General features: G+C 73.0%; 21 protein-coding genes, 1 tRNA gene and 1 pseudogene. 15 read left to right on the forward strand and 8 right to left on the reverse strand.

Annotation, left to right across the window (positions count from 1 at the left end):
• A pseudogene (locus tag NBM05_RS09700) lies at window positions 1-237 on the reverse strand (hypothetical protein); the annotation flags it as partial.
• A gap of 93 nt (window positions 238-330) precedes the next feature.
• Window positions 331-651, reverse strand: coding sequence for a 2Fe-2S iron-sulfur cluster-binding protein (locus NBM05_RS09705; RefSeq protein ID WP_254166847.1), 321 nt, complete (start codon window positions 649-651; stop codon window positions 331-333).
• Between the two features lie 578 nt (window positions 652-1229).
• Between NBM05_RS09705 and NBM05_RS09710 the strand changes: the two genes are divergently transcribed.
• The gene (locus NBM05_RS09710) at window positions 1230-2204 is read left to right on the forward strand and encodes an NgoMIV family type II restriction endonuclease (protein ID WP_254166849.1); all 975 of its coding nucleotides are present in this window, start codon (window positions 1230-1232) and stop codon (window positions 2202-2204) included.
• Window positions 2205-2440: 236 nt separating this feature from the next.
• Here NBM05_RS09710 and NBM05_RS09715 read toward each other — a convergent pair.
• Window positions 2441-2516 (reverse strand) — tRNA-Arg (locus NBM05_RS09715).
• 299 nt (window positions 2517-2815) lie between these two features.
• On the opposite strand from NBM05_RS09715, the gene NBM05_RS09720 reads away from it, so the two are divergent.
• Window positions 2816-4675, forward strand: a complete 1860-nt coding sequence (locus tag NBM05_RS09720; protein ID WP_254166851.1) for a phosphoenolpyruvate carboxykinase (GTP) — start codon at window positions 2816-2818, stop codon at window positions 4673-4675.
• Between the two features lie 146 nt (window positions 4676-4821).
• Here the strand turns inward: NBM05_RS09720 and NBM05_RS09725 are convergent, their stop codons facing one another.
• On the reverse strand, window positions 4822-6219 hold the full coding sequence (locus NBM05_RS09725; protein WP_254166852.1) for a phosphomannomutase/phosphoglucomutase: 1398 nt from the start codon (window positions 6217-6219) through the stop codon (window positions 4822-4824).
• A 114-nt stretch (window positions 6220-6333) separates the two neighbouring features.
• Between NBM05_RS09725 and manA the strand changes: the two genes are divergently transcribed.
• The 4 genes from manA to NBM05_RS09745 all read left to right on the forward strand — a co-directional run bounded on the left by manA (window position 6334) and on the right by NBM05_RS09745 (window position 10834).
• Window positions 6334-7545, forward strand: coding sequence for a mannose-6-phosphate isomerase, class I (gene manA / locus NBM05_RS09730; protein WP_254166853.1), 1212 nt, complete (start codon window positions 6334-6336; stop codon window positions 7543-7545).
• Window positions 7546-7637: 92 nt separating this feature from the next.
• Window positions 7638-9188, forward strand: coding sequence for an AI-2E family transporter (locus NBM05_RS09735; RefSeq protein ID WP_254166858.1), 1551 nt, complete (start codon window positions 7638-7640; stop codon window positions 9186-9188).
• On the forward strand, window positions 9185-9454 hold the full coding sequence (locus NBM05_RS09740; protein ID WP_254166860.1) for an ACT domain-containing protein: 270 nt from the start codon (window positions 9185-9187) through the stop codon (window positions 9452-9454). Before NBM05_RS09735 ends, NBM05_RS09740 begins: the two co-directional genes overlap by 4 nt.
• An 18-nt stretch (window positions 9455-9472) precedes the next feature.
• Entirely contained in the window at window positions 9473-10834 is a 1362-nt protein-coding gene (locus tag NBM05_RS09745; protein WP_254166862.1) for a PFL family protein, read from the forward strand.
• 48 nt (window positions 10835-10882) lie between these two features.
• Here the strand turns inward: NBM05_RS09745 and NBM05_RS09750 are convergent, their stop codons facing one another.
• Together NBM05_RS09750 and tmk are read right to left on the reverse strand one after the other, a co-directional pair.
• The gene (locus NBM05_RS09750; RefSeq protein ID WP_254166864.1) at window positions 10883-12031 is read right to left on the reverse strand and encodes a DNA polymerase III subunit delta'; all 1149 of its coding nucleotides are present in this window, start codon (window positions 12029-12031) and stop codon (window positions 10883-10885) included.
• Window positions 12028-12756 carry a dTMP kinase gene (tmk, locus tag NBM05_RS09755; protein WP_254166865.1) on the reverse strand — a complete coding sequence of 243 codons (729 nt, stop codon included), beginning with the start codon at window positions 12754-12756 and terminating at the stop codon, window positions 12028-12030. Before tmk ends, NBM05_RS09750 begins: the two co-directional genes overlap by 4 nt.
• Before the next feature lie 161 nt (window positions 12757-12917).
• Here tmk and NBM05_RS09760 point away from each other — a divergent pair, with 161 nt between their 5' ends.
• The 3 genes from NBM05_RS09760 (at window position 12918) to NBM05_RS09770 (ending at window position 15299) form a co-directional block, all read left to right on the forward strand.
• Window positions 12918-14132, forward strand: coding sequence for a trans-sulfuration enzyme family protein (locus NBM05_RS09760; RefSeq protein ID WP_254166866.1), 1215 nt, complete (start codon window positions 12918-12920; stop codon window positions 14130-14132).
• A 9-nt stretch (window positions 14133-14141) separates the two neighbouring features.
• On the forward strand, window positions 14142-14450 hold the full coding sequence (locus NBM05_RS09765; RefSeq protein ID WP_254166867.1) for a DUF2516 family protein: 309 nt from the start codon (window positions 14142-14144) through the stop codon (window positions 14448-14450).
• Window positions 14451-14555: 105 nt separating this feature from the next.
• Window positions 14556-15299, forward strand: a complete 744-nt coding sequence (locus NBM05_RS09770; RefSeq protein ID WP_373689320.1) for a phosphoglyceromutase — start codon at window positions 14556-14558, stop codon at window positions 15297-15299.
• A 157-nt stretch (window positions 15300-15456) separates the two neighbouring features.
• Here the strand turns inward: NBM05_RS09770 and phoU are convergent, their stop codons facing one another.
• Window positions 15457-16125, reverse strand: a complete 669-nt coding sequence (gene phoU / locus NBM05_RS09775) for a phosphate signaling complex protein PhoU (RefSeq protein ID WP_254166869.1) — start codon at window positions 16123-16125, stop codon at window positions 15457-15459.
• Between the two features lie 277 nt (window positions 16126-16402).
• Between phoU and NBM05_RS09780 the strand changes: the two genes are divergently transcribed.
• A complete protein-coding gene (locus NBM05_RS09780; protein ID WP_254166870.1) occupies window positions 16403-17701 on the forward strand; it encodes a sensor histidine kinase in 1299 nt (432 codons plus the stop codon).
• Window positions 17698-18378 carry a response regulator gene (locus NBM05_RS09785; protein WP_254166872.1) on the forward strand — a complete coding sequence of 227 codons (681 nt, stop codon included), beginning with the start codon at window positions 17698-17700 and terminating at the stop codon, window positions 18376-18378. The genes NBM05_RS09780 and NBM05_RS09785 overlap by 4 nt, the downstream gene beginning before the upstream one ends.
• Window positions 18379-18489: 111 nt before the next feature.
• Here NBM05_RS09785 and NBM05_RS09790 read toward each other — a convergent pair whose 3' ends face one another.
• Complete coding sequence (locus tag NBM05_RS09790; RefSeq protein WP_254166873.1) at window positions 18490-19002, reverse strand: hypothetical protein; 513 nt, start codon at window positions 19000-19002, stop codon at window positions 18490-18492.
• A gap of 235 nt (window positions 19003-19237) precedes the next feature.
• Here NBM05_RS09790 and NBM05_RS09795 point away from each other — a divergent pair, with 235 nt between their 5' ends.
• From NBM05_RS09795 to ispF, 4 genes are read left to right on the forward strand one after another with little or no spacing between them, the layout of a single operon-like run.
• The gene (locus tag NBM05_RS09795; RefSeq protein ID WP_254166874.1) at window positions 19238-19729 is read left to right on the forward strand and encodes a CarD family transcriptional regulator; all 492 of its coding nucleotides are present in this window, start codon (window positions 19238-19240) and stop codon (window positions 19727-19729) included.
• A complete protein-coding gene (locus tag NBM05_RS09800) occupies window positions 19726-19995 on the forward strand; it encodes a 2-C-methyl-D-erythritol 4-phosphate cytidylyltransferase (protein WP_254166875.1) in 270 nt (89 codons plus the stop codon). Before NBM05_RS09795 ends, NBM05_RS09800 begins: the two co-directional genes overlap by 4 nt.
• Entirely contained in the window at window positions 19992-20483 is a 492-nt protein-coding gene (locus NBM05_RS09805) for an IspD/TarI family cytidylyltransferase (protein WP_254166876.1), read from the forward strand. Before NBM05_RS09800 ends, NBM05_RS09805 begins: the two co-directional genes overlap by 4 nt.
• Window positions 20480-21061 carry a 2-C-methyl-D-erythritol 2,4-cyclodiphosphate synthase gene (gene ispF, locus NBM05_RS09810; protein ID WP_254166877.1) on the forward strand — a complete coding sequence of 194 codons (582 nt, stop codon included), beginning with the start codon at window positions 20480-20482 and terminating at the stop codon, window positions 21059-21061. The genes NBM05_RS09805 and ispF overlap by 4 nt, the downstream gene beginning before the upstream one ends.
• Window positions 21062-21064 lie beyond the last annotated feature (3 nt).

Genomic DNA, 21064 nt, shown 5'->3' on the forward strand with positions numbered 1-21064 from the left:
TCCGCTCCCGCCGCGCCGCCGGACGCCGCGGCCGAGTGCGCGACCACCGACCTGCGCATCGCCGTCGAGTCCCAGGAGGGCGCGGCCGGCTCCACCTACTACTCGATCGTGATGACCAACGGCGGCGCCCTCCGAGGGCCCGGCGTCGTCCGAGGCGCAGGCGCCCAGACCGAGCAGCAGGGCGCACGCGGCCGCCGCGAGCGCTGTGCGGGATCGCACGGTCGAGGTTTCAGACATGGCACAACGTTAAGCACAAAAGGGGCCGGTCGCCACCCGGGGGCGGGGGACCGGCCCCTCGCGCGTGCCCGTCGAGGGGGCCGCGCGGGTGCGCTACATGCCCGGCTTGAGGGTCACGGTCGCCCCGTCGAGCTCGTCGTGGTACTCGGTCTGGCAGGACAGGCGCGAGGTCTCGGTGGCGACGTCGTCGATCATCTCCAGCAGGTCCTCCTCCTCCTCCGTGCGCTCGCCCGAGGCAGGGAAGTGCTCCGGGTCCAAGAAGGCGTGGCAGGTGGCGCAGGAGGCGTTGCCCCCGCAGGTGGCCAGCACGGGGTACTGGTTCTTGTGGAGGCACTCCAGCAGCGTCTGGTTGTCCCTCCACTCGACCTCGCGGGACTCGCCGTCCTCGTCGACCACGGTGATGTTGATGCTCATATGCTCTTCCATACAGTCGCGATAGTTTTCCCCGCCTCAGCTTAGACCGGTCGGGCGACGGGCGGGAACCGGGGGCATGCCAGGGTGACCGGAAACATGCCCCCGGGTCACGCGGTGACTTCTCGAGTAACCTGTGGGCAGGTCTTCTCACAGGAGGTGGCATGGGCCCCCGGAAACGCCCCGAGGCAGCGGAGGAGCAGTTCCTCTTCTCCCTGGATCTGAAGGAGTTCGAGACCGCGCCCGACGCCGCCCGGCCCGCCGCGCAGGCCCCGCCCGCCGCCGCGGGCCCCGCCTCCCTCCGCCTCACTCTCCGGAGGGCGCGCCGGATCCCGAGCGGGCGCCGCGGGGCGACGCGCCCACCGCGGCCGGGGCCGCGCCGGGCTCCGCCACCGCGGCCGACGGCGCGCTGCCCGTCGAGGAGGCGGCCACCGCGGCCGGCGTCTCCCCGCCAGCGGGGACGGCGACCCCGCCGAGGGCGAGGCCCCACCGTGACCCGCGATTCCGCCGTGCGGAGGCCTCCGCCGCGAGCCCCCCGCGCCGCGGGGCCCCCCGCCGCGGCGTCGTCTGCGGCGCCCGCGGTGCAGCCGCGCCCCTCGGCCCCTCGGGAGCCGGACCTGCACGAGGCCATGACCCGCGCCGAGCGGGCGGTGTTCCATCGCGCCTCCCCGGAGTTCCTCCTGGACCGGGCGCGCCGCGTGTTCCACCGCGCGCTGCTGGACGAGCGCGTCCTGGTGACCCACCCCTCGACCGGCGTCCCCTCCAACGCGGACAAGGATTCGGGCACCAGCGTGCGCTACGCGACGGCCATCGCCGAGGGCATCGGCGCCGTCGAGGCGGCGCCGCGCGCCCCGGGCCAGTCGGCGAGCCGCAACTTCGAGCGCGCGGTGGCCGCCTACCTCCAGGGGATCTTCCCCGCCTTCGGCGCCGTCCGCCCGGGGGAGTGGATGGTGCGCCGCCTGGGCGACCGCAACGAGTACGGCGGGATCGAGGACGCCTCGGAGATCTTCGAGCAGTACGAGCACCTGGTGTCCCTGCGCGAGACGATCGAGTCCGACCGGGCCCTGCGCGGGCTCCTGGGGTACGAGGCGGAGATCCTCGCCCCCGACGTCGTCGTTGCCCGCGCGCCGATCCCCGACGCCGAGCTCAACGAGCTGACCCGCCTGGTGGACCCGCTCGGGCCGCTCGCGGCGGCGAGCCCCCTGCGTGCGGCGGTGCAGCCCAAGCTGCTGCTCCACGCGGTGGTCGCGTGCAAGTGGACGCTGCGCAGCGACCGGGCGCAGCAGGCCCGCGCGGAGGCACAGCACCTGGTGCGCAACCGGCGGGGTCGGGCCCCGCACCTGGTCATGGTCACGGGGGAGCCGATGCCCTCGCGCATCGCGGCGGTCGCGCTGGGAACCGGGGACCTCGACTGCGTCTACCACTTCGCCCTGCACGAGCTCATGGACGCGATCGACCCCCAGGCCGACCCCGCGGGCGCCGAGCTGCTGCACACCATGGTGCAGGGCCGCCGGCTGCGCGACATCTCGGACCTGCCGCTGGACCTGGCCGTCTGACGGGACGGCCGCAGGGCCTGTCCAGCCGACGGCGGCGCCCACGGACGGGGCCGCCCGGCGACGACGGCACCGGACCCGGCCGCCCGGCGACGGCACCGGACCTGGTCACCCGGTGACGGCGCGCGGGGCAGAGCACGCTGAGGAGCGGCCGCCCCTCAGCGGCCGCACCACCCGGCGCCCGCCCGATGGACACGAAGAAGCCCCGCCGTCCGGGAGGACGGCGGGGCTTTCATTCGTGGTGCGCCACGAGGGATTCGAACCCCCAACCTTCTGATCCGTAGTCAGATGCTCTATCCGTTGAGCTAGTGGCGCCCGGCCTGTGTCACGATCTCTCGTTCAAGGCCGAGTACTAGCTTACACGCGGCCCCGGGAAGTGCCAACTCGGCGCTCTGTGATCTGTGCCGCAGGGGTAAAGGCCCGCCATGGTGGGTGAGTCGGCCGCCCCGTACGTTAGTCTGGTCCCATCACCGGGCCGCCGCGCCACGGTCACGGCGCGCCTCCAGCGCGTCGACTGTCCTTTTAAGGGGCGGTTCCTCGCGGAGTGGCGGCCACCACAGTGTCGTGCGTGATGGCTCACCCGAGTCGCAAACTTGCTTGAGGGGAACAGATTAATGACTGACAACGTCGTCGGAACGAGGGCACAGCTCACTGCCGAGGCCGAGGAGGCGCTGCGCAGCGCCCCCACGACCCACGAGCGGCTGCTCGCGTGGGTGCGCGAGGTCGCCGAACTCACCCAGCCCGCCGCGATCCACTGGGCCGACGGATCCCGCGAGGAGTGGGACCGGCTCACCACCGAGCTCGTCGACGCCGGGACCTTCGTCCGGCTCAACGAGGAGAAGTTCCCGAACTCCTTCGCCGCCTTCTCCGACCCGGAGGACGTCGCCCGCGTCGAGGAGCGCACCTTCATCTGCTCCGAGACCCGCGAGGCCGCCGGTCCCACCAACAACTGGATGGACCCGGCCGAGATGCGGGGCCTGCTGACCGAGAAGTACCGCGGCAGCATGCGCGGCCGCACGCTCTACGTGATCCCCTTCGTCATGGGCAGCCTCGACTCCCACGACCCGAAGTTCGGCGTCGAGCTGACCGACTCCGCCTACGTCGTGTGCTCGATGCGCATCATGGCGACCATCGGCCAGCCGGTGCTGGACAAGATGACCGCGACCGACGCCTTCTTCGTCGAAGCGCTGCACTCCCTGGGCGCACCCCTGGAGGAGGGCCAGGAGGACGTGGCCTGGCCGTGCAACCCGGACAAGTACATCGTCCAGTTCCCCGAGGACCGGGCCATCTGGTCCTTCGGCTCCGGCTACGGCGGCAACGCCCTGCTCGGCAAGAAGTGCTACGCGCTGCGCATCGCCTCCGCGATCGCCCACGACGAGGGCTGGCTCGCCGAGCACATGCTGATCCTCAAGGTCACCGACCCGGAGGGCAAGGTGCACTACATCAGCGCCGCCTTCCCCTCGGCCTGCGGGAAGACCAACTTCGCGATGATCCACCCGACCGTCGAGGGCTGGAAGGCCGAGATGGTCGGCGACGACATCGCCTGGATCCGGTTCGACGACGCCGGCAAGCCCCGCGTCGTCAACCCCGAGGCCGGCCTGTTCGGCGTCGCGCCGGGCACCGGCTGGTCCACCAACCCCAACGCGATGCACGCGGTGGCCGAGGGCAACACCATCTTTACCAACGTCGCCCTCACCGACGACGGCGGCGTCTGGTGGGAGGGGATGACCGAGGAGACCCCGGAGCACCTGATCGACTGGAAGGGCCAGGACTGGACCCCCGACTCCGGGCGCCCGGCCGCGCACCCCAACTCGCGCTTCTGCACCCCCATCGACCAGGTGGACATCCTGGCGCCCGAGTACCACGACCCCGAGGGCGTCCCCCTCTCGGCCATCGTCTTCGGCGGCCGCCGCAAGACCACGGTCCCACTGGTCTCGCAGGCCTTCGACTGGGAGCACGGCGTCTTCCAGGGCGGCACGCTCTCCTCGGAGACCACCGCCGCGGCCAAGGGCCAGGTGGGCGTGGTGCGCCGCGACCCGATGGCCATGCTGCCGTTCATCGGCTACAACGCCGGCGACTACCTGAAGCACTGGCTCTCGATCTCGGAGCGCTACGGCGCGGAGAACATGCCCGGCGTGTTCTACGTCAACTGGTTCCGCCGCACCCCGGACGGCGGCTTCGCGTGGCCCGGGTTCGGCGAGAACTCGCGCGTGGTCAAGTGGATCGTGGACCGCCTGGAGGGCCGGGCCGAGGGGCGGGAGACCGCCGTCGGCGTCGTCCCCTCGCCGGCGGACCTGGACCTCACCGGGCTCGACGCCGCGGAGGAGGACATCGCCGCCGCCCTCGCGGTGGACCCGGAGGAGTGGCGCCGGGAGCTCCCCGGCATCGACGAGTGGTTCGAGAAGATCGGCGAGCACCTCCCCGAGGAGATGCGTCGCCAGCGCGCGGCCCTCGAGGAGCGCCTGGGCTCCTGATCGGGCGGCGCCCGCGGTTCCTTTGAACGGGGCCGCGGGCCGGGAAGCCTGAGAGCCGAGAAGGGCCCGACGCCGCGGCGTCGGGCCCTTCTCTGCGTGCGGTTCCAGGGGGCGGCCGCCGGAACCGGCCTCCCACCGGAGCCGGCCTACCGCCGGACCAGGTCCAACGCGAAGTCGCGCACCCGCTCCATGGTCGGCCCGTCCGGCGCCTCGACGTTGAGCCGCAGGAACGGCTCCGTGTTCGAGGGGCGCAGGTTGAACCACCAGCCCTCGGAGCGGTGGGTGAAGGTCGTGCCGTCCATCTCGTCGACGTCCACGTCCTCGGCGGTCAGCGCCACTCGGACGCGCTCCACGGCGGCCTTCTTGTCCTCGATCTCGGAGTTGATCTCGCCCGAGGCGACGTAGGGGGCGTACTTCTCGGCCAGCTCGGACAGCGGCCGCTCCTGCTCGCCCAGCGCCGCCAGGACGTGCATCGCGGCGAGCATGCCCGTGTCCGCGTTGAAGAAGTCCTTGAAGTAGTAGTGCGCGGAGTGCTCGCCGCCGAAGACGCCGCGCTCGTGCGCCATGACCGCCTTGATGAAGGAGTGGCCCACGCGGGTCTTGACCGGGCGCCCGCCGCACTGCTCCACGAGCTCCGGCACGGCCCGGGAGGTGATGAGGTTGTAGATGACCGCGGGCTCGGCCTCGCCCTCGGCCTGCGCCCGGGCGATCTCCCGCTCGGCCACCAGCGCCGCGATCGCGGAGGGGGTCACGGGGTCCCCGGCCTGGTCGATGACGAAGCACCGGTCGGCGTCGCCGTCGAAGGCCAGGCCGATGTCGGCGCCGTGCTCGACGACGGCGGCCTGCAGGTCCCGCAGGTTCTCCGGGTCCAGCGGGTTGGCGGGGTGGTTGGGGAAGGTCCCGTCCAGCTCGAAGTACAGGGGGACGATCTCCAGCGGCAGGGCGGGCAGCTCGGCGTCGCCCAGCACGGCCGGGGTCGTCAGCCCGCCCATGCCGTTGCCGGCGTCGACCACGACCTTCAGCGGGCGGATGCCCGCCAGGTCCACGAGGCCGCGCAGGTAGCGCGCGTAGTCGGCCAGCAGGTCCCGCTCCTCGAGGGACCCGGTCCGCTCCGTCGCGGGGATCCCCTCCTCGTAGTAGCGGCGGGCGACGTCCCGGATCTCGAAGAGCCCGGTCTCGGAGGAGACGGGGACCGCCCCTGCCTTGGACATCTTCATCCCGTTGTACTGCGCCGGGTTGTGCGAGGCGGTGAAGGTCACGCCGGGGGCGTCCAGCACGCCGCAGGCGAAGTAGAGCTCGTCGGTGGAGATCAGGCCGATCTTCACGACGTCGGCCCCGCGCGCCCGGGCGCCCTCGGCGAAGGCGTCGACGAACTCGGGGGAGGAGGGGCGCATGTCCCCGCCGACCAGCACGGTCCGCCCGGACAGCTCGAGGACGTCCACGAAGGCCGCGCCGGTGGCCCGGACGGAGTCGGCGGTGATGCTCTCGCCGACGATCCCCCGGACGTCGTAGGCCTTGAATGAAGCTTCGAAATTAACGGTCATCCGGACATTCTAGCCGCCGGAGTCCGGCGTCCCCGCCCCGCGGGCGAGGGGCCCGGAGTGTGACGGCCTCACCCCTTCGGGGCCCGCCCCCGGGGTGTGGTTGGATGGGGGACCATGGGCCAGGTACTCAAGATGCACAATCCCGTTCAGAACTACGCGTGGGGGACGCGGGACACCCTCGCGCGGCTCCGCGGCGCTCCGTGCCCGGCCCCGGAGCCCGAGGCCGAGCTGTGGGTCGGCGCGCACCCGCTCTCGCCGTCGGTGGTCGAGACCGCCGAGGGCCGCCTGCCCCTCTCCGAGGTGTTCGGCGAGGGCTCGGGCCATCCGCTGGCCGAGGGCGTCGGCGAGTTCCCCTACCTGCTCAAGATCCTGGCCATCGGGGCCCCGCTGTCCCTGCAGGTCCACCCCGACGTCGAGACGGCCGGCCGGGGCTACGCGCGGGAGGAGGCCGAGGGTGTGCCCCGGGACGCGCCGCACCGCAGCTACAAGGACCGGCGCTCCAAGCCGGAGACCGTCATCGCGGTGTCCCCGCTGCGGATCCTGACCGGCATCCGCCCGGCCGAGGAGCTGCGCGAGATCGCGGAGGCCCTCGGCCTGACCTGGCTGGCCGAGCTCGCCGGCTACGACGCCCGGGAGATCGTCACCGCGATCTTCGCCAAGCCGCAGGAGGCGGCCGAGCTCGCGCTGCAGGCCACGGTCGACGCCGCGATGGAGCGCAGCCTCCGCCGCCCGTTCGACGACGACGCCCCGGGCCGCCCCGAGCAGGACCCGCAGGACCGGCTCGACGCCGTGGCGGACCTCGTCCTGCTGCTCCACGACCGCCACCCGGGGGACCGCGGCATCATGGTCGCGGTGGCCATGAACCAGCTCTTCCTGGCCCCGGGCGAGTCGGCCCACACGCCCGACGGCCAGGTCCACGCGTACATCTCGGGGACCGCGGTGGAGATCATGGACGCCTCGGACAACGTGATGCGGGCGGGGCTGACGCCCAAGCACGTCGACGTCCCGGAGATGCTCGGCGTCCTGCGCGCGGAGCAGCCCGCGCCCGAGGTGACCGGGCCCCGGGAGGAGGGCCCCGGCGTCGCCGGCTACCGGCTGTGGGACCCGCGGCTCAGCCTGACCCGGATCGACGTCGCCCCCGGGCGGCCCGTGGAGTGGGAGCTCGCGGGCGTGGCGACCGCGCTGTGCACCGAGGGGAGCGTGCGGGCGGAGGTGGGCGACGTCGTCCACGAGCTCTCCGGCGCCGAGGCCCTGCTCCACACCGGCTCGCCCGACCGCGCGCGCCTGACCGGGTCGGGGCGGCTCTACCTGGCCGCGTACCGCTGAGCGGACCGCGCGCCGCCGAGCGGTCCGCGGGGGTCTAAGCTCGAGCCAGCGGGTCCCGCCGGCCCGCCCGCGCCCTCACCGAACGGAACCCCATGTCGCACAACGTCAACGCCCCCGACGAGGGCTTCCGCGCCCGCGCCCCGCTCGGCGTCATGGCCGTCCTCGTCCTCGGCGGGCTGGTGGTGCTCATGGCGGGCCTGCAGTCCATCGCCGGCATCTTCGGCCCCGCCTTCCTCGCGTTCTCCCTCGTCATCGCGTTGCGCCCGCTCAGGCTGTGGCTCACCGACCGCGGGCTGCCGATGTGGGCCGCGGGCGTCTTCGTGGCGCTGCTGCTCTACGCCATCCTGCTGGCCATCATCGGCTCGATGGGGGTCTCGGTGGTGGCCCTGGTCGAGGCGCTGCCCGACTACTCGGCGCAGTTCCAGGAGCTGTACCGGCAGCTGCAGGGCTGGCTCGGCCAGCTCGGGCTGAGCGAGTCGGACCTCGGCCCGACGGCGCTGAGCTACCTCCAGCCGGAGCGGGTGGTCTCCGCGGTGACCACGGTGATGTCGGGCCTGTCCGCGGCGGGCTCGCAGCTGTTCGTCCTGGTCATGGTCGTCGCCTTCCTCATGATCGACTCGATCATCATGCCCGCCCGCCGCGGCGAGGTCCTCGCCGCCAAGCCCGGGCTGGGCCAGGCCTTCGAGGACTTCTCACGCCGGACCTCCAAGTACTGGGTGGTCAACACGGTCTTCGGAGCGATCGTCGCGGCCCTGGACACCGTGGCGCTCATGATCCTGGGCGTGCCGCTCGCCTTCACCTGGGGCGTGTTCGCCTTCGTCACCAACTACATCCCCAACATCGGCTTCGTGATCGGGCTGATCCCGCCCGCGCTGCTGGGGCTGCTCGCCGGGGGCGTGCCGATGGCGCTGTGGGTCATCGTGATCTTCTCGGTCATCAACTTCGTGGCCCAGGCGGTCATCCAGCCCAAGGTGACCGGCGACGCCGTCGGGCTCAACACCACGGTCACGTTCGTGTCCCTGATCTTCTGGGCCGCGATCATCGGCCCGCTCGGCGCGATCCTCGCGGTCCCTCTGACCCTGTTCTTCAAGGCGCTGCTGATCGACTCCGACCCGCGCTCCCGCTGGCTCGGCGTGATCTTCGACTCCCGGGGCAAGCCCAACGACCTGCGCTGGACCACGGACATGCTGCGCGACGAGGGCCGGGTCTCGCTGCGGCGGGCCTACGGCCGGGCCCCGGGCTTCGAGGAGGAGCGCGAGCGCAACCGGCGGGCCCGCCGCGAGGTCGAGGCGGCCGAGCATCGCGGGATCCCGACGCCGGGGCGGCCGGCTCCGCGCCGTGACCGGCTCCGGGACCGGCTGGGCCGAGGCCGGGCCCGAGACGGGCTCCGGGCCGGGAAGCGTGTCCGCGCCCGGGCCCTGGGCGCCGTCGGGCGTCGCCCAGGGGTCCCTCGACCCGGTTCGCGAGCCCGCCGACTCGTCGGACGGACCCGCCGAACCTGCCGCGGGCCCCCTCCGTCCGGCCGCGGGATCCGCCGACCCGGCGTCGGACCGGGAGGACCGGAGCCGCTGAGCGCCGGTCCCCAGAGCTTTCGGTGCTTTAATCGTCGGTGGCCGGTACACACGATCGAAGGAACCCCATGAAAATCATCCTGACCGTGACGGGTCTGGACCACGTCGGCATCATCGCCGCCGTCGCGACCCGTCTCGCGGAGCTCGAGGTCAACATCCTCAACGTCTCGCAGACCCTCATGGGCGACTACTTCACCATGATCATGCAGGGCAGCTTCGACGAGACGACCCGGACCATCGAGGAGATCCAGGAGGGCGTGCGCCCGGTCGCGGAGTCCGCCCAGGTGGAGATCCGCATCCAGTCCGAGGCCATCTTCCAGGCGATGCACACCCTCTAGTCCGGGAGGGGCTCACACATGATCGACACCAACGCCAACATCCTCGAGACCATCCAGATGATCGAGGAGGACAAGCTCGACATCCGCACGGTCACCATGGGCATCTCGCTCCTGGACTGCATCGACTCCGACGGCGAGGCCGCCCGCCGCCGGATCTACGACAAGATCACCACCCGCGCCGCCGAGCTGGTCTCCGTGTGCCGGGGGATCGAGGCCGAGCTCGGCATCCCCATCATCAACCGGCGGATCGCGGTCACCCCGATCGCGCTGATCGCGGGCGCCTCCTCGGACGAGGACTACGTCGAGTACGCCAAGATCCTCGACGCCGCGGCCCAGGCGGTCGGCGTCGACTTCATCGGCGGCTTCTCGGCCCTGGTCGACAAGGGCGCCACCCCGGCGGACGAGCGGCTGATCGCCTCGATCCCGCGCGCGCTGGCCGAGACCGACGTCGTCTGCTCCTCGGTCAACATCGCCTCCTCCCGCGGCGGGATCAACATGACCGCGGTCAAGCGCATGGGCGAGGTCGTCCGGGAGACGGCCGAGCTCACCGCGGACGCCCACGGCTTCGGCTGCGCCAAGCTCGTGGTCTTCGCCAACGCCGTCTCGGACAACCCCTTCATGGCCGGCGCCTTCCACGGCGTGCAGGAGGCCGACTGCGTCGTCAGCGTGGGCGTCTCCGGGCCCGGGGTGGTCAAGCGCGCGCTCGAGAAGGTGCCCGGCGTGCCGCTGGACGCGTGCGCCGAGACCATCAAGAAGGCCGCCTTCAAGATCACCCGCGTGGGGCAGCTGGTGGGGACGCTCGCGGCGGAGCGCCTCGGCGTCGAGTTCGGGATCGTGGACCTCTCGCTCGCGCCGACCGCGGAGGTCGGCGACTCGGTCGCGCGCGTGCTCGAGGAGCTGGGCCTGGAGACCGTGGGCACCCACGGGACCACGGCCGCGCTCGCGCTGCTCAACGACGCGATGAAGAAGGGCGGGCTCATGGCCTGCTCGCGCGTGGGCGGGCTCTCGGGCTCGTTCATCCCGATCTCCGAGGACATCGGCATGATCGAGGCGGCGGCCGCCGGGGCCATCACCCTGGACAAGCTCGAGGCCATGACGGCGATCTGCTCGGTCGGCCTGGACATGGTCGCGGTGCCCGGGGAGACCAGCGCGGCGACGCTGTCGGCCATGATCGCCGACGAGGCCGCGATCGGCGTCATGAACCACAAGACCACCGCGGTGCGCCTGATCCCCGCGATCGGGCTGGGCGTGGGCGAGGTCGTGGAGTTCGGCGGGCTGCTCGGCCGCGCGCCCGTCATGCCGGCGCACGAGGCGTCCTCGGAGGTCTTCGTGGCGCGCGCCGGCAACATCCCCTCGCCGGTGCACGGCTTCCGCAACTGAGCCGTCCCGGCCGCGGGGCCGCCGGCGCCCGACGCCGCGCGTCCCCGCTCAGTGCCGCAGGATCAGGCTCGCGGTCATCGCCTCGAAGGCCAGCCGCGGGTTGGCCGTGGTGGAGATCCGCCGCCGGGTGAGGTTGATCGTGTCGATCTGCTCGAGCGTGCGCTCGGCGGTCGAGTTCAGCGCGTAGTCGTCCAGCTCCCGCTGCAGGTGCTGGTTGATCAGCGGTGAGCCGGTGCGCAGCTGGAGGGTCAGGACGTCGCGGTAGAAGGTCGAGAGGTCGATCAGGAAGCGATCCAGCGTGTCCACCTGGATGCGCCGGGCCCGCCGCTTCTGGTCCTCCTCGAGCCGGCGCACGGCCGCGCGCAGGTGCGGTGGCAGCTTGGCGCCCTCCGGCGCGCCCAGCGTGACCAGCAGGTCCGCCTTCTCCCGCTCGTTGCGCTCCTCGGCGTCGGCGTCGGACTCCGCCTCGGCGGTCGCGATGAGCCGGTCCGCCGCGGCCACCGCCGAGCTGATCCCGGCCAGTCCCAGGGGCAACCGCACCACGTCCTCGCGGCGCGAGCGCGCCTCCGGGTAGACGGCCAGCCGCCGGGCAACCCCGACGTGACCCTGCGCCAGGCGCGCCGCGTGCAGGGCCGTCTCCTCCTCGATCCCGTCCCGTCTGGTCAGCAGCCGGGCGACCTCCTCGGTGGCGGGAACCTTGAGCCCCACGGGCCGGCAGCGCGAGCGGATGGTCACCAGGACGTCGATGGGGCTGGGCGCGCACAGCAGCCAGATCGTGTGGGGCGGCGGCTCCTCGATGGCCTTGAGCAGCACGTTGGAGGTCCGCTCGGGCATGCGATCGGCGTCCTCGACGATGACCACGCGCCAGCGGCCCACCGCGGGCCGGTCCTGGGCCTTGACGACCAGCTCGCGCGCCTCCTCGATCTTGATGCTCAGGTTCTCGGTCGCGAAGTGGGTGAGGTCGGCGTGCGTCCCCGCCATCGCGGTGCGGCAGGACTTGCACTCGCCGCAGCCGCGCTCCCGCGGGTCCTCGCGCTCGCACAGCAGCGCGGCGGCGAGCGCGCGGGCGGCGGTGGAGCGCCCCGACCCCGGCGGTCCGGTGAACAGCCACGCGTGCGAGGGCACGTCCTGGGCCGCGGCGCGGCGCAGCTGCTCCACCACGGCCTCCTGCCCGACCAGCTCGTCCCAGACGCTCATCGGGCCTCCTCCGCCTCGGGACCGGTCGCTCCGGCGGCGGTCCGGGCGGGATCGGCCGCGGGCTCCAACCGGGGCGCCACGGCGCCCCAGACCCGGCGCGCGACGTCGTCCACGCTCCCGGTCCCGTCCACCGCGACCCGGCCGCCCCCGGGGCTCTCGGCCAGGCGGGCGAAGGAGTCGTTGACGCGGGCGTGGAAGGAGTCGGGCTCCGCCTCCAGCCGGTCGGCGTCGCCGCGGGCACCGGCGCGCTCGCGGGCGTCGGCCAGGGGGACCGCGAGGACCACCGTGAGGTCGGGCAGCAGGTCGGCCGTGGCCCAGCGGGACAGCTCCCTGACGGCGTCCTCCCCGAGCCCCCGGCCCGCGCCCTGATAGGCCGCGGAGGAGTCGATGTAGCGGTCGCAGACCACGACGCCGCCCCGCTCGAGCGCCGGCCCGATGAGCTGGTGCGCGTGCGCGGCGCGGGAGGCCGCGTAGATCAGCGCCTCCGTGTGCGGGTCGACGGCGCCCTGGCCGTGCGCCAGCACCAGCTCCCGCAGCCGCTCGCCGATCTCGGTGCCGCCGGGCTCGCGGGTCAGCACGACGTCGTGCCCCTCCTCCCGCAACCGGTCCGCCAGGATCCGGGCCTGCGTGGACTTCCCGCTGCCGTCCCCGCCCTCGAGGACCACGAAGGTCCCGGGGTGCGGCGGGCGCGGGGAGACGGGGGCGAAGCTCAGATCGGAAGTCACGGAACCAGCCTACCGACTGCCGAGCCCTCCGCTCGCCGGCACCGGGTCCGGCGGCCCGTCCTCCCGCCGCACCCCGCGGCTCCTCTCCGCCGCGCCCCGCCTCGCCGTCCGGCCCCCTCCCGCGGGAGCTCGCGTCCCGCGCTACCGGGTAGCCTGTGGATATGCGTGAGAACACTTCCGATCCCCAGTCGACCCCGTCCCCGCTGAGCCGCGAGACGCTGGTCGTCTCCGCCGGGCGCCCCGCGGCCGAGCACGACGCGCCGGTCAACACCCCGATCCACCTCTCCTCGACCTTCCACGGCTCGGGCCCCATCCTCGCCAGCGACCGCGCCTACGGCCGCTTCACCAACCCCACCTGGGAGGAGTTCGAGTCCGTGATCGGCCGGCTCGAGGGCACCGACCTCCCGGCGCTGCTGTACGGCTCCGGCATGGCCGCGGTCTCGGCGGTGCTGGAGCAGGTCCCGGTCGGCTCGGTCATCGTGATGCCCGAGCACACCTACCTGGGCACCATGGCGCTCGCCCGCCAGATGCAGGACCGGGGGATCTCCCGCCTGGTCGAGGTCCCGATCGAGGACACCGACGCCGTGATCCGCACCCTGACCGAGCAGGTCCGGACCCTGCCGCAGCCGGCCGGCCCCGACGTCGCGGCCCCCTACGTCCTGTTCTGGGCGGAGAGCCCCACCAACCCCATGATGGAGGTCGCCGACCTGCCCGTGCTGCTCGCCGCGGCCCGCGGGATCGGCGTGCGCACCGCCGTGGACAACACCTTCGCGACGCCGATGGCCCAGCGCCCCCTCGAGTGGGGCGCGGACTACGTCGTCCACTCGGCCACCAAGTACCTGGCCGGGCACTCGGACGTGATCCTGGGCGCCGTCGTCACGGCCGACCCGGAGCTGCGCCGCCAGGCCCTGGCCAAGCGCTCGCTGGCCGGCGGCATCCCCGGCCCCTTCGAGGCCTGGCTGGGCCTGCGCGGGGTCCGGACGCTGGCCCTGCGGGTCCGGCAGGCCACCGCCAACGCCCAGGTCCTCGCCGAGCGCCTGGCGGCGCACCCCGCGATCGCCTCCGTGCGGTACCCGGGCCTGCCCGGGGACGCCGGTCACGAGCGGGCCGCGGCGCAGATGGACGGCTTCGGCTCGGTCCTCTCCGCGACCCTGCACGCCGACGCCGCCACGACCGAGGCCTTCGTCGACGCCGTGCGCCTGTGGACGCCCGCGACGTCGCTCGGCGGGGTCGAGTCGCTCATCGAGCGCCGCCGCCGCCACTCGACCGAGGCCAAGACGGTCTCCGAGTCGCTGGTGCGCCTCGCGGTCGGCATCGAGGACGTCGAGGACCTCTGGGCCGACCTGCTCCAGGCCCTCGACAGCGTGACCCGGTAAGCTGGAGACATGATTATCGCGGACATCTTCAGGCTGCTGGAAGGCTACATCAACATCTTCCTCGCGCTCGTCCTGCTGGTGCTCGCCCTGTGGGCCTTCGTGGAGGCGGCTCGCGCGCCCAGCGGAGCCTACGAGGCGGCCTTCAAGCGGACCAAGAACTTCTGGATGCTGGTCACGGGCGCGTGCCTGCTCGGGGCCATCATCTCGGTCATGACCGCGTTCGGCGGGGCCGCCAGCCTGTTCATCCAGCTCATCGCCGCGACGGCGGCCGGCGTCTTCCTCGCCGACGTCCGCCCGGCGGTGCGCAACCGGCGCTAGGCGAGGCGCGCCGCAGCAGCGGATGGCCCGGGAGAGATCCCGGGCCATCCGCCTCTTCGCGTCGAAATGTTCTTCCCGCGGTGCCGAGGTGGAAGAATGGGCGGCATGGCTGACACTTACAAACTCGTGCTCCTCCGTCACGGACAGAGCGAATGGAACAAGGAAAACCTCTTCACCGGCTGGGTCGACGTCCCGCTGTCGGAGCAGGGCGAGACCGAGGCCCGCCGCGGCGGCGCGCTGCTGAAGGAGCGCGGCATCCACCCCGACGTCGTGCACACCTCGCTGCTGCGCCGGGCGATGAACACCGCCAACCTGGCCCTGGACGAGGCGGACCGCCTCTGGATCCCGGTCAAGCGCGACTGGCGCCTCAACGAGCGCCACTACGGCGCGCTGCAGGGCAAGGACAAGGCCCAGGTCCGCGAGCAGTACGGCGAGGACCAGTTCATGCAGTGGCGCCGCTCCTACGACGTCCCGCCGCCGCCCCTGGACGACGACGACGAGTACTCCCAGGCCCACGACCCCCGCTACGCGGACGTCCCCGACGCCCCGCGCACCGAGTGCCTCAAGGACGTCCTCGAGCGCATGCTCCCGTACTGGGAGGAGGGCATCCAGCCCGACCTGCGGGCGGGGCGCACCGTGCTGGTCGCCGCCCACGGCAACTCGCTGCGGGCCCTGGTCAAGCACCTGGACGGCATCTCCGATGAGGAGATCTCCGGGCTGAACATCCCCACCGGCATCCCGCTGTACTACGAGCTGGACGAGGACTTCCGCCCCGTCCGCGCGGGCGAGTACCTGGATCCCGACGCCGCCTCCGACGCGATCGAGGCCGTGGCCAACCAGGGCCGCTGACGCCCTCGTCCCCGTAATGCGCGGAAGCGCCCCGACCGGACCGGTCGGGGCGCTTCCGTCGTTCTGGGGGCGCTGTCACCCGGGGAGCTGATGGCCGGCCGCGGGCGGCGCTGGCCGTACGCGCTGGGTACGCCGGCGTCCGGGGCTCGCGCAGGGCTCAGGCGGGCGGCGTCGTCGTCGGCGAGCCGTCCCACTCGCCGGTGACCAGGTAGGTCACCTTGCGGGCGACCGAGACGCCGTGGTCGCCGAACCGCTCCAGATAGCGGGAGAGCAGCGTGACGTCGATCGTGGTCTGCGCCTCGGAGCTCCACTCGGCGGTGGTGACCTTGGAGAACACCGACTGGTGCAGCTCGTTGATCCGCGCCTTCGCGGTGTAGACGGCGTCGGCGTAGTGCAGCTCGCGGGTCTCGAGCAGGTTGATCACGGCGGCGATGATGGTCTCGTCGAGCTCGATCATCTCCCGCAGCGTCCCCTCGAGGTCGCTCGGGACGGCGGGCTCGGGGAAGCGGAGCCGGGTCACCTGGGCGACGTGGCGGGCGAGGTCGCCCATGCGCTCCAGCGAGGCGCTCATCCGCAGGGCGCCCACGATCATCCGCAGGTCCGAGGCGACCGGGCCCTGCAGGGCGAGCAGGTCGATCGAGCGCTCGTCGAGGTGGTTCTGCAGCATGTCGATCCGGGCGTCGTTGGAGATGACCTCCTCGGCCTCCTGGACGTCGGCCTCGAGGAGGGAGCTCGCCGCGCGGCGCAGCGCGACCTGCACGAGGTTCGCGATCTCCACGAGGTCGTCGCCGACCTGCTGCAATTCGGCCTGGAACACTTTGCGCACGGGGCTTCCTTCCTGCCGGCGCCGCGCGGGCGGCCGGGCTCCGGACTGTGGGGGTGGCGCGCGGCCGGCTGCGGCCGCGCCCTGACAAGTCTAGCGGCGGCGGCCCGGCGGCCGGGGCGAGCGCCGCCCCGACGACGTCGCGATCGCGCGCCCTACCGACCCAGGATGGCAACCGCACGTGAACACCCGGCCCGTCCCCGGTGAACTCTGGCTGAATCCGGGCCGCCGGGGCCCGGCCGCGGGGCGCTCGGGCCCGGCTTGTGCCTAAGCTAGTGGCGTGAGTCCCGTAACCATCGCCGTGCTGTGCGGCCTCGTCGGCATCGTGCTCGGCCTGCTGAGCTACGCCGCGATGCGCCGCAGCGATCGGCAGCGCACCGAGTGGGCCGTCGTCGACGAGCCCACCATCAGCGACGGCTCGGCGCAGATCCTGGCGGTGGTGGGCCGGGCCTACGTCATGGTCGACGCCGTGGACGGCGTCGTGCGCGCCTCGCAGGGGGCCTACGCCTACGGCCTGGTCCGGGGGCACAGCCTCGTCCAGCAGGAGCTGGCCGAGATGATCCGCCAGGTCCGCCGGGACGGGGTGATCATGGACCGCACCGTGGAGCTCTCCCGCGGCTCCCTGGGGCGCGGGGTGCTGGTGCTCAACGTCCGGATCGCTCCGGTGGCCGACGAGTACATCCTGCTCCTGGCCGACGACCGCACCGAGATCACCCGGGCCCAGGCGATCCGCACCGACTTCGTCGCGAACGTCTCCCACGAGCTGAAGACGCCGGTCGGTGCCGTCGGCCTGCTCGCGGAGGCGATCGAGGGCTCGGCCGACGACCCGGAGGCGGTCCGGCACTTCAGCCGCCGCCTGCACAAGGAGGCCGAGCGGCTGACCTCCCTGGTCCACGACATCATCGAACTCTCCCGGCTCCAGGGCGCCGACGTCGTGCAGCAGGGCAAGCTCGTGGAGCTGAACCGCCTGGTCCAGGACGCCGTGGACCGCAACCGCCTGCCCGCCGAGCACAAGAACATCACGGTCAAGGTGGGCGGCTCGGCCGAGCGCCCCGTGCACGGCGACCCCGAGCTGCTCATGACGGCCCTGCGCAACCTCATCGACAACGCGATCCGCTACTCGCCGGAGAACACGCGCATCGGCGTCGGCATCCGCTCGCGGGACGGCACGGTCTCGATCTCCGTGAAGGACCAGGGGCCCGGCATCCCCGAGAGCGAGCAGGACCGGATCTTCGAGCGCTTCTACCGGGTCGACGCCGCGCGCTCGCGGCAGACCGGCGGCACGGGCCTGGGCCTGTCGATCGTCAAGCACGTCATGGCCCAGCACGGCGGCGAGATCTCCGTGTGGTCGGCCCCGGGCCAGGGCTCGACCTTCACGGTCACGCTCCCGGAGGTCGACGAGGCCGCCGAGCGGGACCTGGAGCGCGGCGAGGCCGAGGCCGCGCCGATCCGCGACGGCGAGCCGGTCCGGATCGTCACCCCCGCGGGGGAGCCCGCCGAGCACCCCCGGCCCGCGCCCCACGGCGCCGAGGCCTATTCGCGACGCAACCGAACCCCCGAGGAGGGACCCGCAGCATGACGAGGATTCTGGTGGTCGAGGACGAGGCGGCCCTGAGCGAGCCGCTCGCCTTCCTCCTGGGCCGGGAGGGTTACGAGGTCACCGTGGTCGACGACGGCCTCGAGGCCATCCCCGCCTTCGAGCGCGAGGGGGCTGACCTGATCCTGCTCGACCTCATGCTCCCCGGGCAGTCCGGCACCGAGGTGTGCCGGCAGCTGCGCCAGCGCTCCAACGTCCCGATCATCATGCTCACGGCCAAGGACGCGGAGATCGACAAGGTCGTGGGCCTGGAGCTGGGCGCGGACGACTACGTGACCAAGCCCTACTCCTCCCGCGAGCTCATGGCCCGCATCCGCGCGGTGCTGCGCCGCCGCTCGGACCCGGAGGAGCCCGAGGCGGCGGCCGTGGAGGGCGGCCCGGTCCGGATGGACATCGAGCGCCACGTGGTCAGCGTGGAGGGGCGCGCGACGCCGATGCCGCTCAAGGAGTTCGAGCTGCTGGAGATGCTGCTGCGCAACGCCGGGCGCGTGCTGACCCGGGCCCAGCTCATCGACCGGGTCTGGGGCAGCGACTACGTGGGGGACACCAAGACCCTCGACGTCCACGTCAAGCGGCTGCGCTCCAAGATCGAGCCCGACCCCTCGCACCCGCGGCACGTGGTGACGGTGCGCGGGCTGGGGTACAAGTTCGAGTCCTGACGCCCGCGGCCGACGTCGCGGGCCCGCCGCGGCCCCCCACGCGAAACGACCCCCATGCCCTCCCGACGGGGAGGAGCATGGGGGTCGTCGTCGCGTCGCGGGCCCGTCAGCTCAGTGGCCCTCGGTGGGCTCGGGCGGCGGGGTGTAGTCGGAGCCGCCCGGGACGTAGGGCGCGTACTGCTCGAGTGCGCCGTCCAGGACGGGCACGTCGACCGAGGTGGTGGAGCCCGAGGCCCGCAGCTCGGTGCCGAACAGGAGCGAGCCGGGGGCCGCGCCGGTCGGGTCGATCAGTGCCTGCTCCTCGTCCAAGTTGAGCTCGCTGTTGGCGGGGACCTGGAACCGCAGGGTCGCGTCGCCGGTGTCGATCTGGACGTCGGCGCTCTGCTCGCCGGTGTTGACCAGCGCGCCCAGCATGCGGCCCGCGTCCTGGGCGTCGTTGGTGACGACCAGGAGGTTGCGCGCCTCGACGTCGCCGACGCTGGCGCTGACGCCGTCCGAGGCGTCGTACTGGATGAGGGTGGGCTGGTCTTGGATGTAACCGCAGCCGGTCGCGGCCAGCAGGGCGGCCGCGATGACCGCCGTGGCGCCTGCGCGCTTGACGTTCTGGCGAGCGTAGGACTTCACGTCTGGACTCCTTGGGGTGATGCGAGGATCGGACGACGCCGCAAGCGCCGAGACTCATTCCCGAACAGTCTAGCGTTTTTGCGGACACATCGTCGGCACCGCCGGAGACGGGGCGTCCGCGGCTCGCGGCGGCCCGCGAGCGCCCCGGCGGCGGGCCGCGGCGTCGTGGGGCGTCATCAGGAGGCCGGGGGAGGGCCCCGTGATAAACTAGGGAGGCTGAAAGGGGTAAATCCATATGCTTTTTGAGGTTGGCGAGACCGTCGTATACCCTCACCACGGCGCGGCGACGATCGAGGAGATCAAGACCCGCGTCATCAAGGGCCAGGAGAAGATGTATCTCAAGCTCCAGGTCGCCCAGGGCGACCTGACCATCGAGGTCCCCGCCGACAACGTGGAGATGGTCGGCGTGCGTGACGTCGTCGACGAGAAGGGGCTGGCGGAGGTGATCGCCGTCCTCCAGGCGACCGATGCCGAGGAGGCCTCCAACTGGTCCCGCCGGTTCAAGGCCAACACGGAGAAGCTCGCCTCGGGCGACGTCCTGAAGGTCGCCGAGGTCGTCCGCGACCTCTGGCGCCGCGAGCAGGTCAAGGGCCTCTCCGCCGGAGAGAAGCGCATGCTGTCCAAGGCGCGCCAGATCCTCTCCTCCGAGGTCGCGCTGGCCAAGGACATCGACGAGGACGCGGCCGAGGCCGAGCTGGACAAGATCCTCGAGGGTCAGCCTGCGTGACAGCTGACTCGCCCCGGACGCCGGACGCGCGTTCCTCCGCCGAGGAGGGGCGCGCGTTCGTCGTCATGATCGTCGCCGCCGGCTCCGGGGAGCGGCTCGGCCACGGCGTGCCCAAGGCGCGCGTGGACCTCGGGGGCCTGAGCATCCTGGAGCGCGCGCTCGAGTCCGTCGAGGCGTGGGGGCGCGCGGCCCACGTCGTCGTGACCCTCCCGCCGGCGACGCCGAGCTGGAGGCGCTGTGCCGCCGCCGCGGCGCCCTGCCCGTGACCGGGGGCGGCACGCGCGCGGCCTCGGTCGCGGCCGGCCTGGAGCTCGTCGAGTCCCTCCCGGACCGCTCCCGCCTGCACGGGATCCTGGTGCACGACGCCGCCCGCTGCCTCGCCCCGGCCACCGTCTTCGACGCCGTGGCCGCCGCCCTGGACGCCGGCGAGCGGGCGGTCATCCCCGTCCTGCCCGTCACGGACACCATCAAGGCGGTCGACGCCGCCGGGTACGTCGTCTCAACCCCGCAGCGCGCGGGCCTGCGCATCGTCCAGACGCCCCAGGGCTTCGACCTGGACACCCTGGCGACCGCGCACCGGGAGGCCGCCGCGCTGCCCGCGGAGGTGGCCGCCGGCGTCACCGACGACGCGATGCTCGCCGAGACCCTCGGCATCCCGGTGGCCACGGTCCCCGGCTCCGCCGAGTCCCTCAAGATCACCGTGCCGCTGGACCTCCTCCTGGCCGACGCCGTGCTGGCGGAGCGGGCCCGATGACCGCCCGCCCCGAGCCGACGGCGCCCCGGCCCGAAGGCCCCGCGCCCGCGCCTCTGCCCGAGACCGCGCCTCTGGCCGCGCCCGCCCCCGCGCCTCGGCCCGCCCCCGCGTTCCGCACCGGCGTCGCCATCGACGTCCACGCCTTCGGGGAGCCGGGCACCGAGCTGTGGGTCGCCGGGCTGCACTGGCCCGGCCACCCGGGGCTGAGCGGGCACTCCGACGGCGACGTCGTGGCGCACGCGGCCGCGGACGCCCTGTTCTCCGCCACCGGCCTGGGCGACCTCGGTTCGAACTTCGGCGTCGACCGCCCCGAGATGGCGGGAGCCTCCGGCGTGCGGATCCTGGCCGAGGCCGCGCGGATCGTCCGCGAGGGTGGGTTCGAGGTCGGCAACGTCGCGGTCCAGCTGATCGGCAACCGGCCCAAGTTCGCGCCCCGCCGCGAGGAGGCCAACCGGGTGCTCTCCGAGGCCGCGGGCGCCGCGGTCACGGTGACCGCCACCACCACGGACGGGCTGGGGCTGACCGGGCGGGGCGAGGGCGTCGCGGCCATCGCCACGGCGCTGGTCACGCCTCGGTAGACT

It is taken from the genome of Rothia santali, assembly GCF_024199905.1.
Taxonomy (GTDB): Bacteria; Actinomycetota; Actinomycetes; order Actinomycetales; family Micrococcaceae; genus Rothia; species Rothia santali.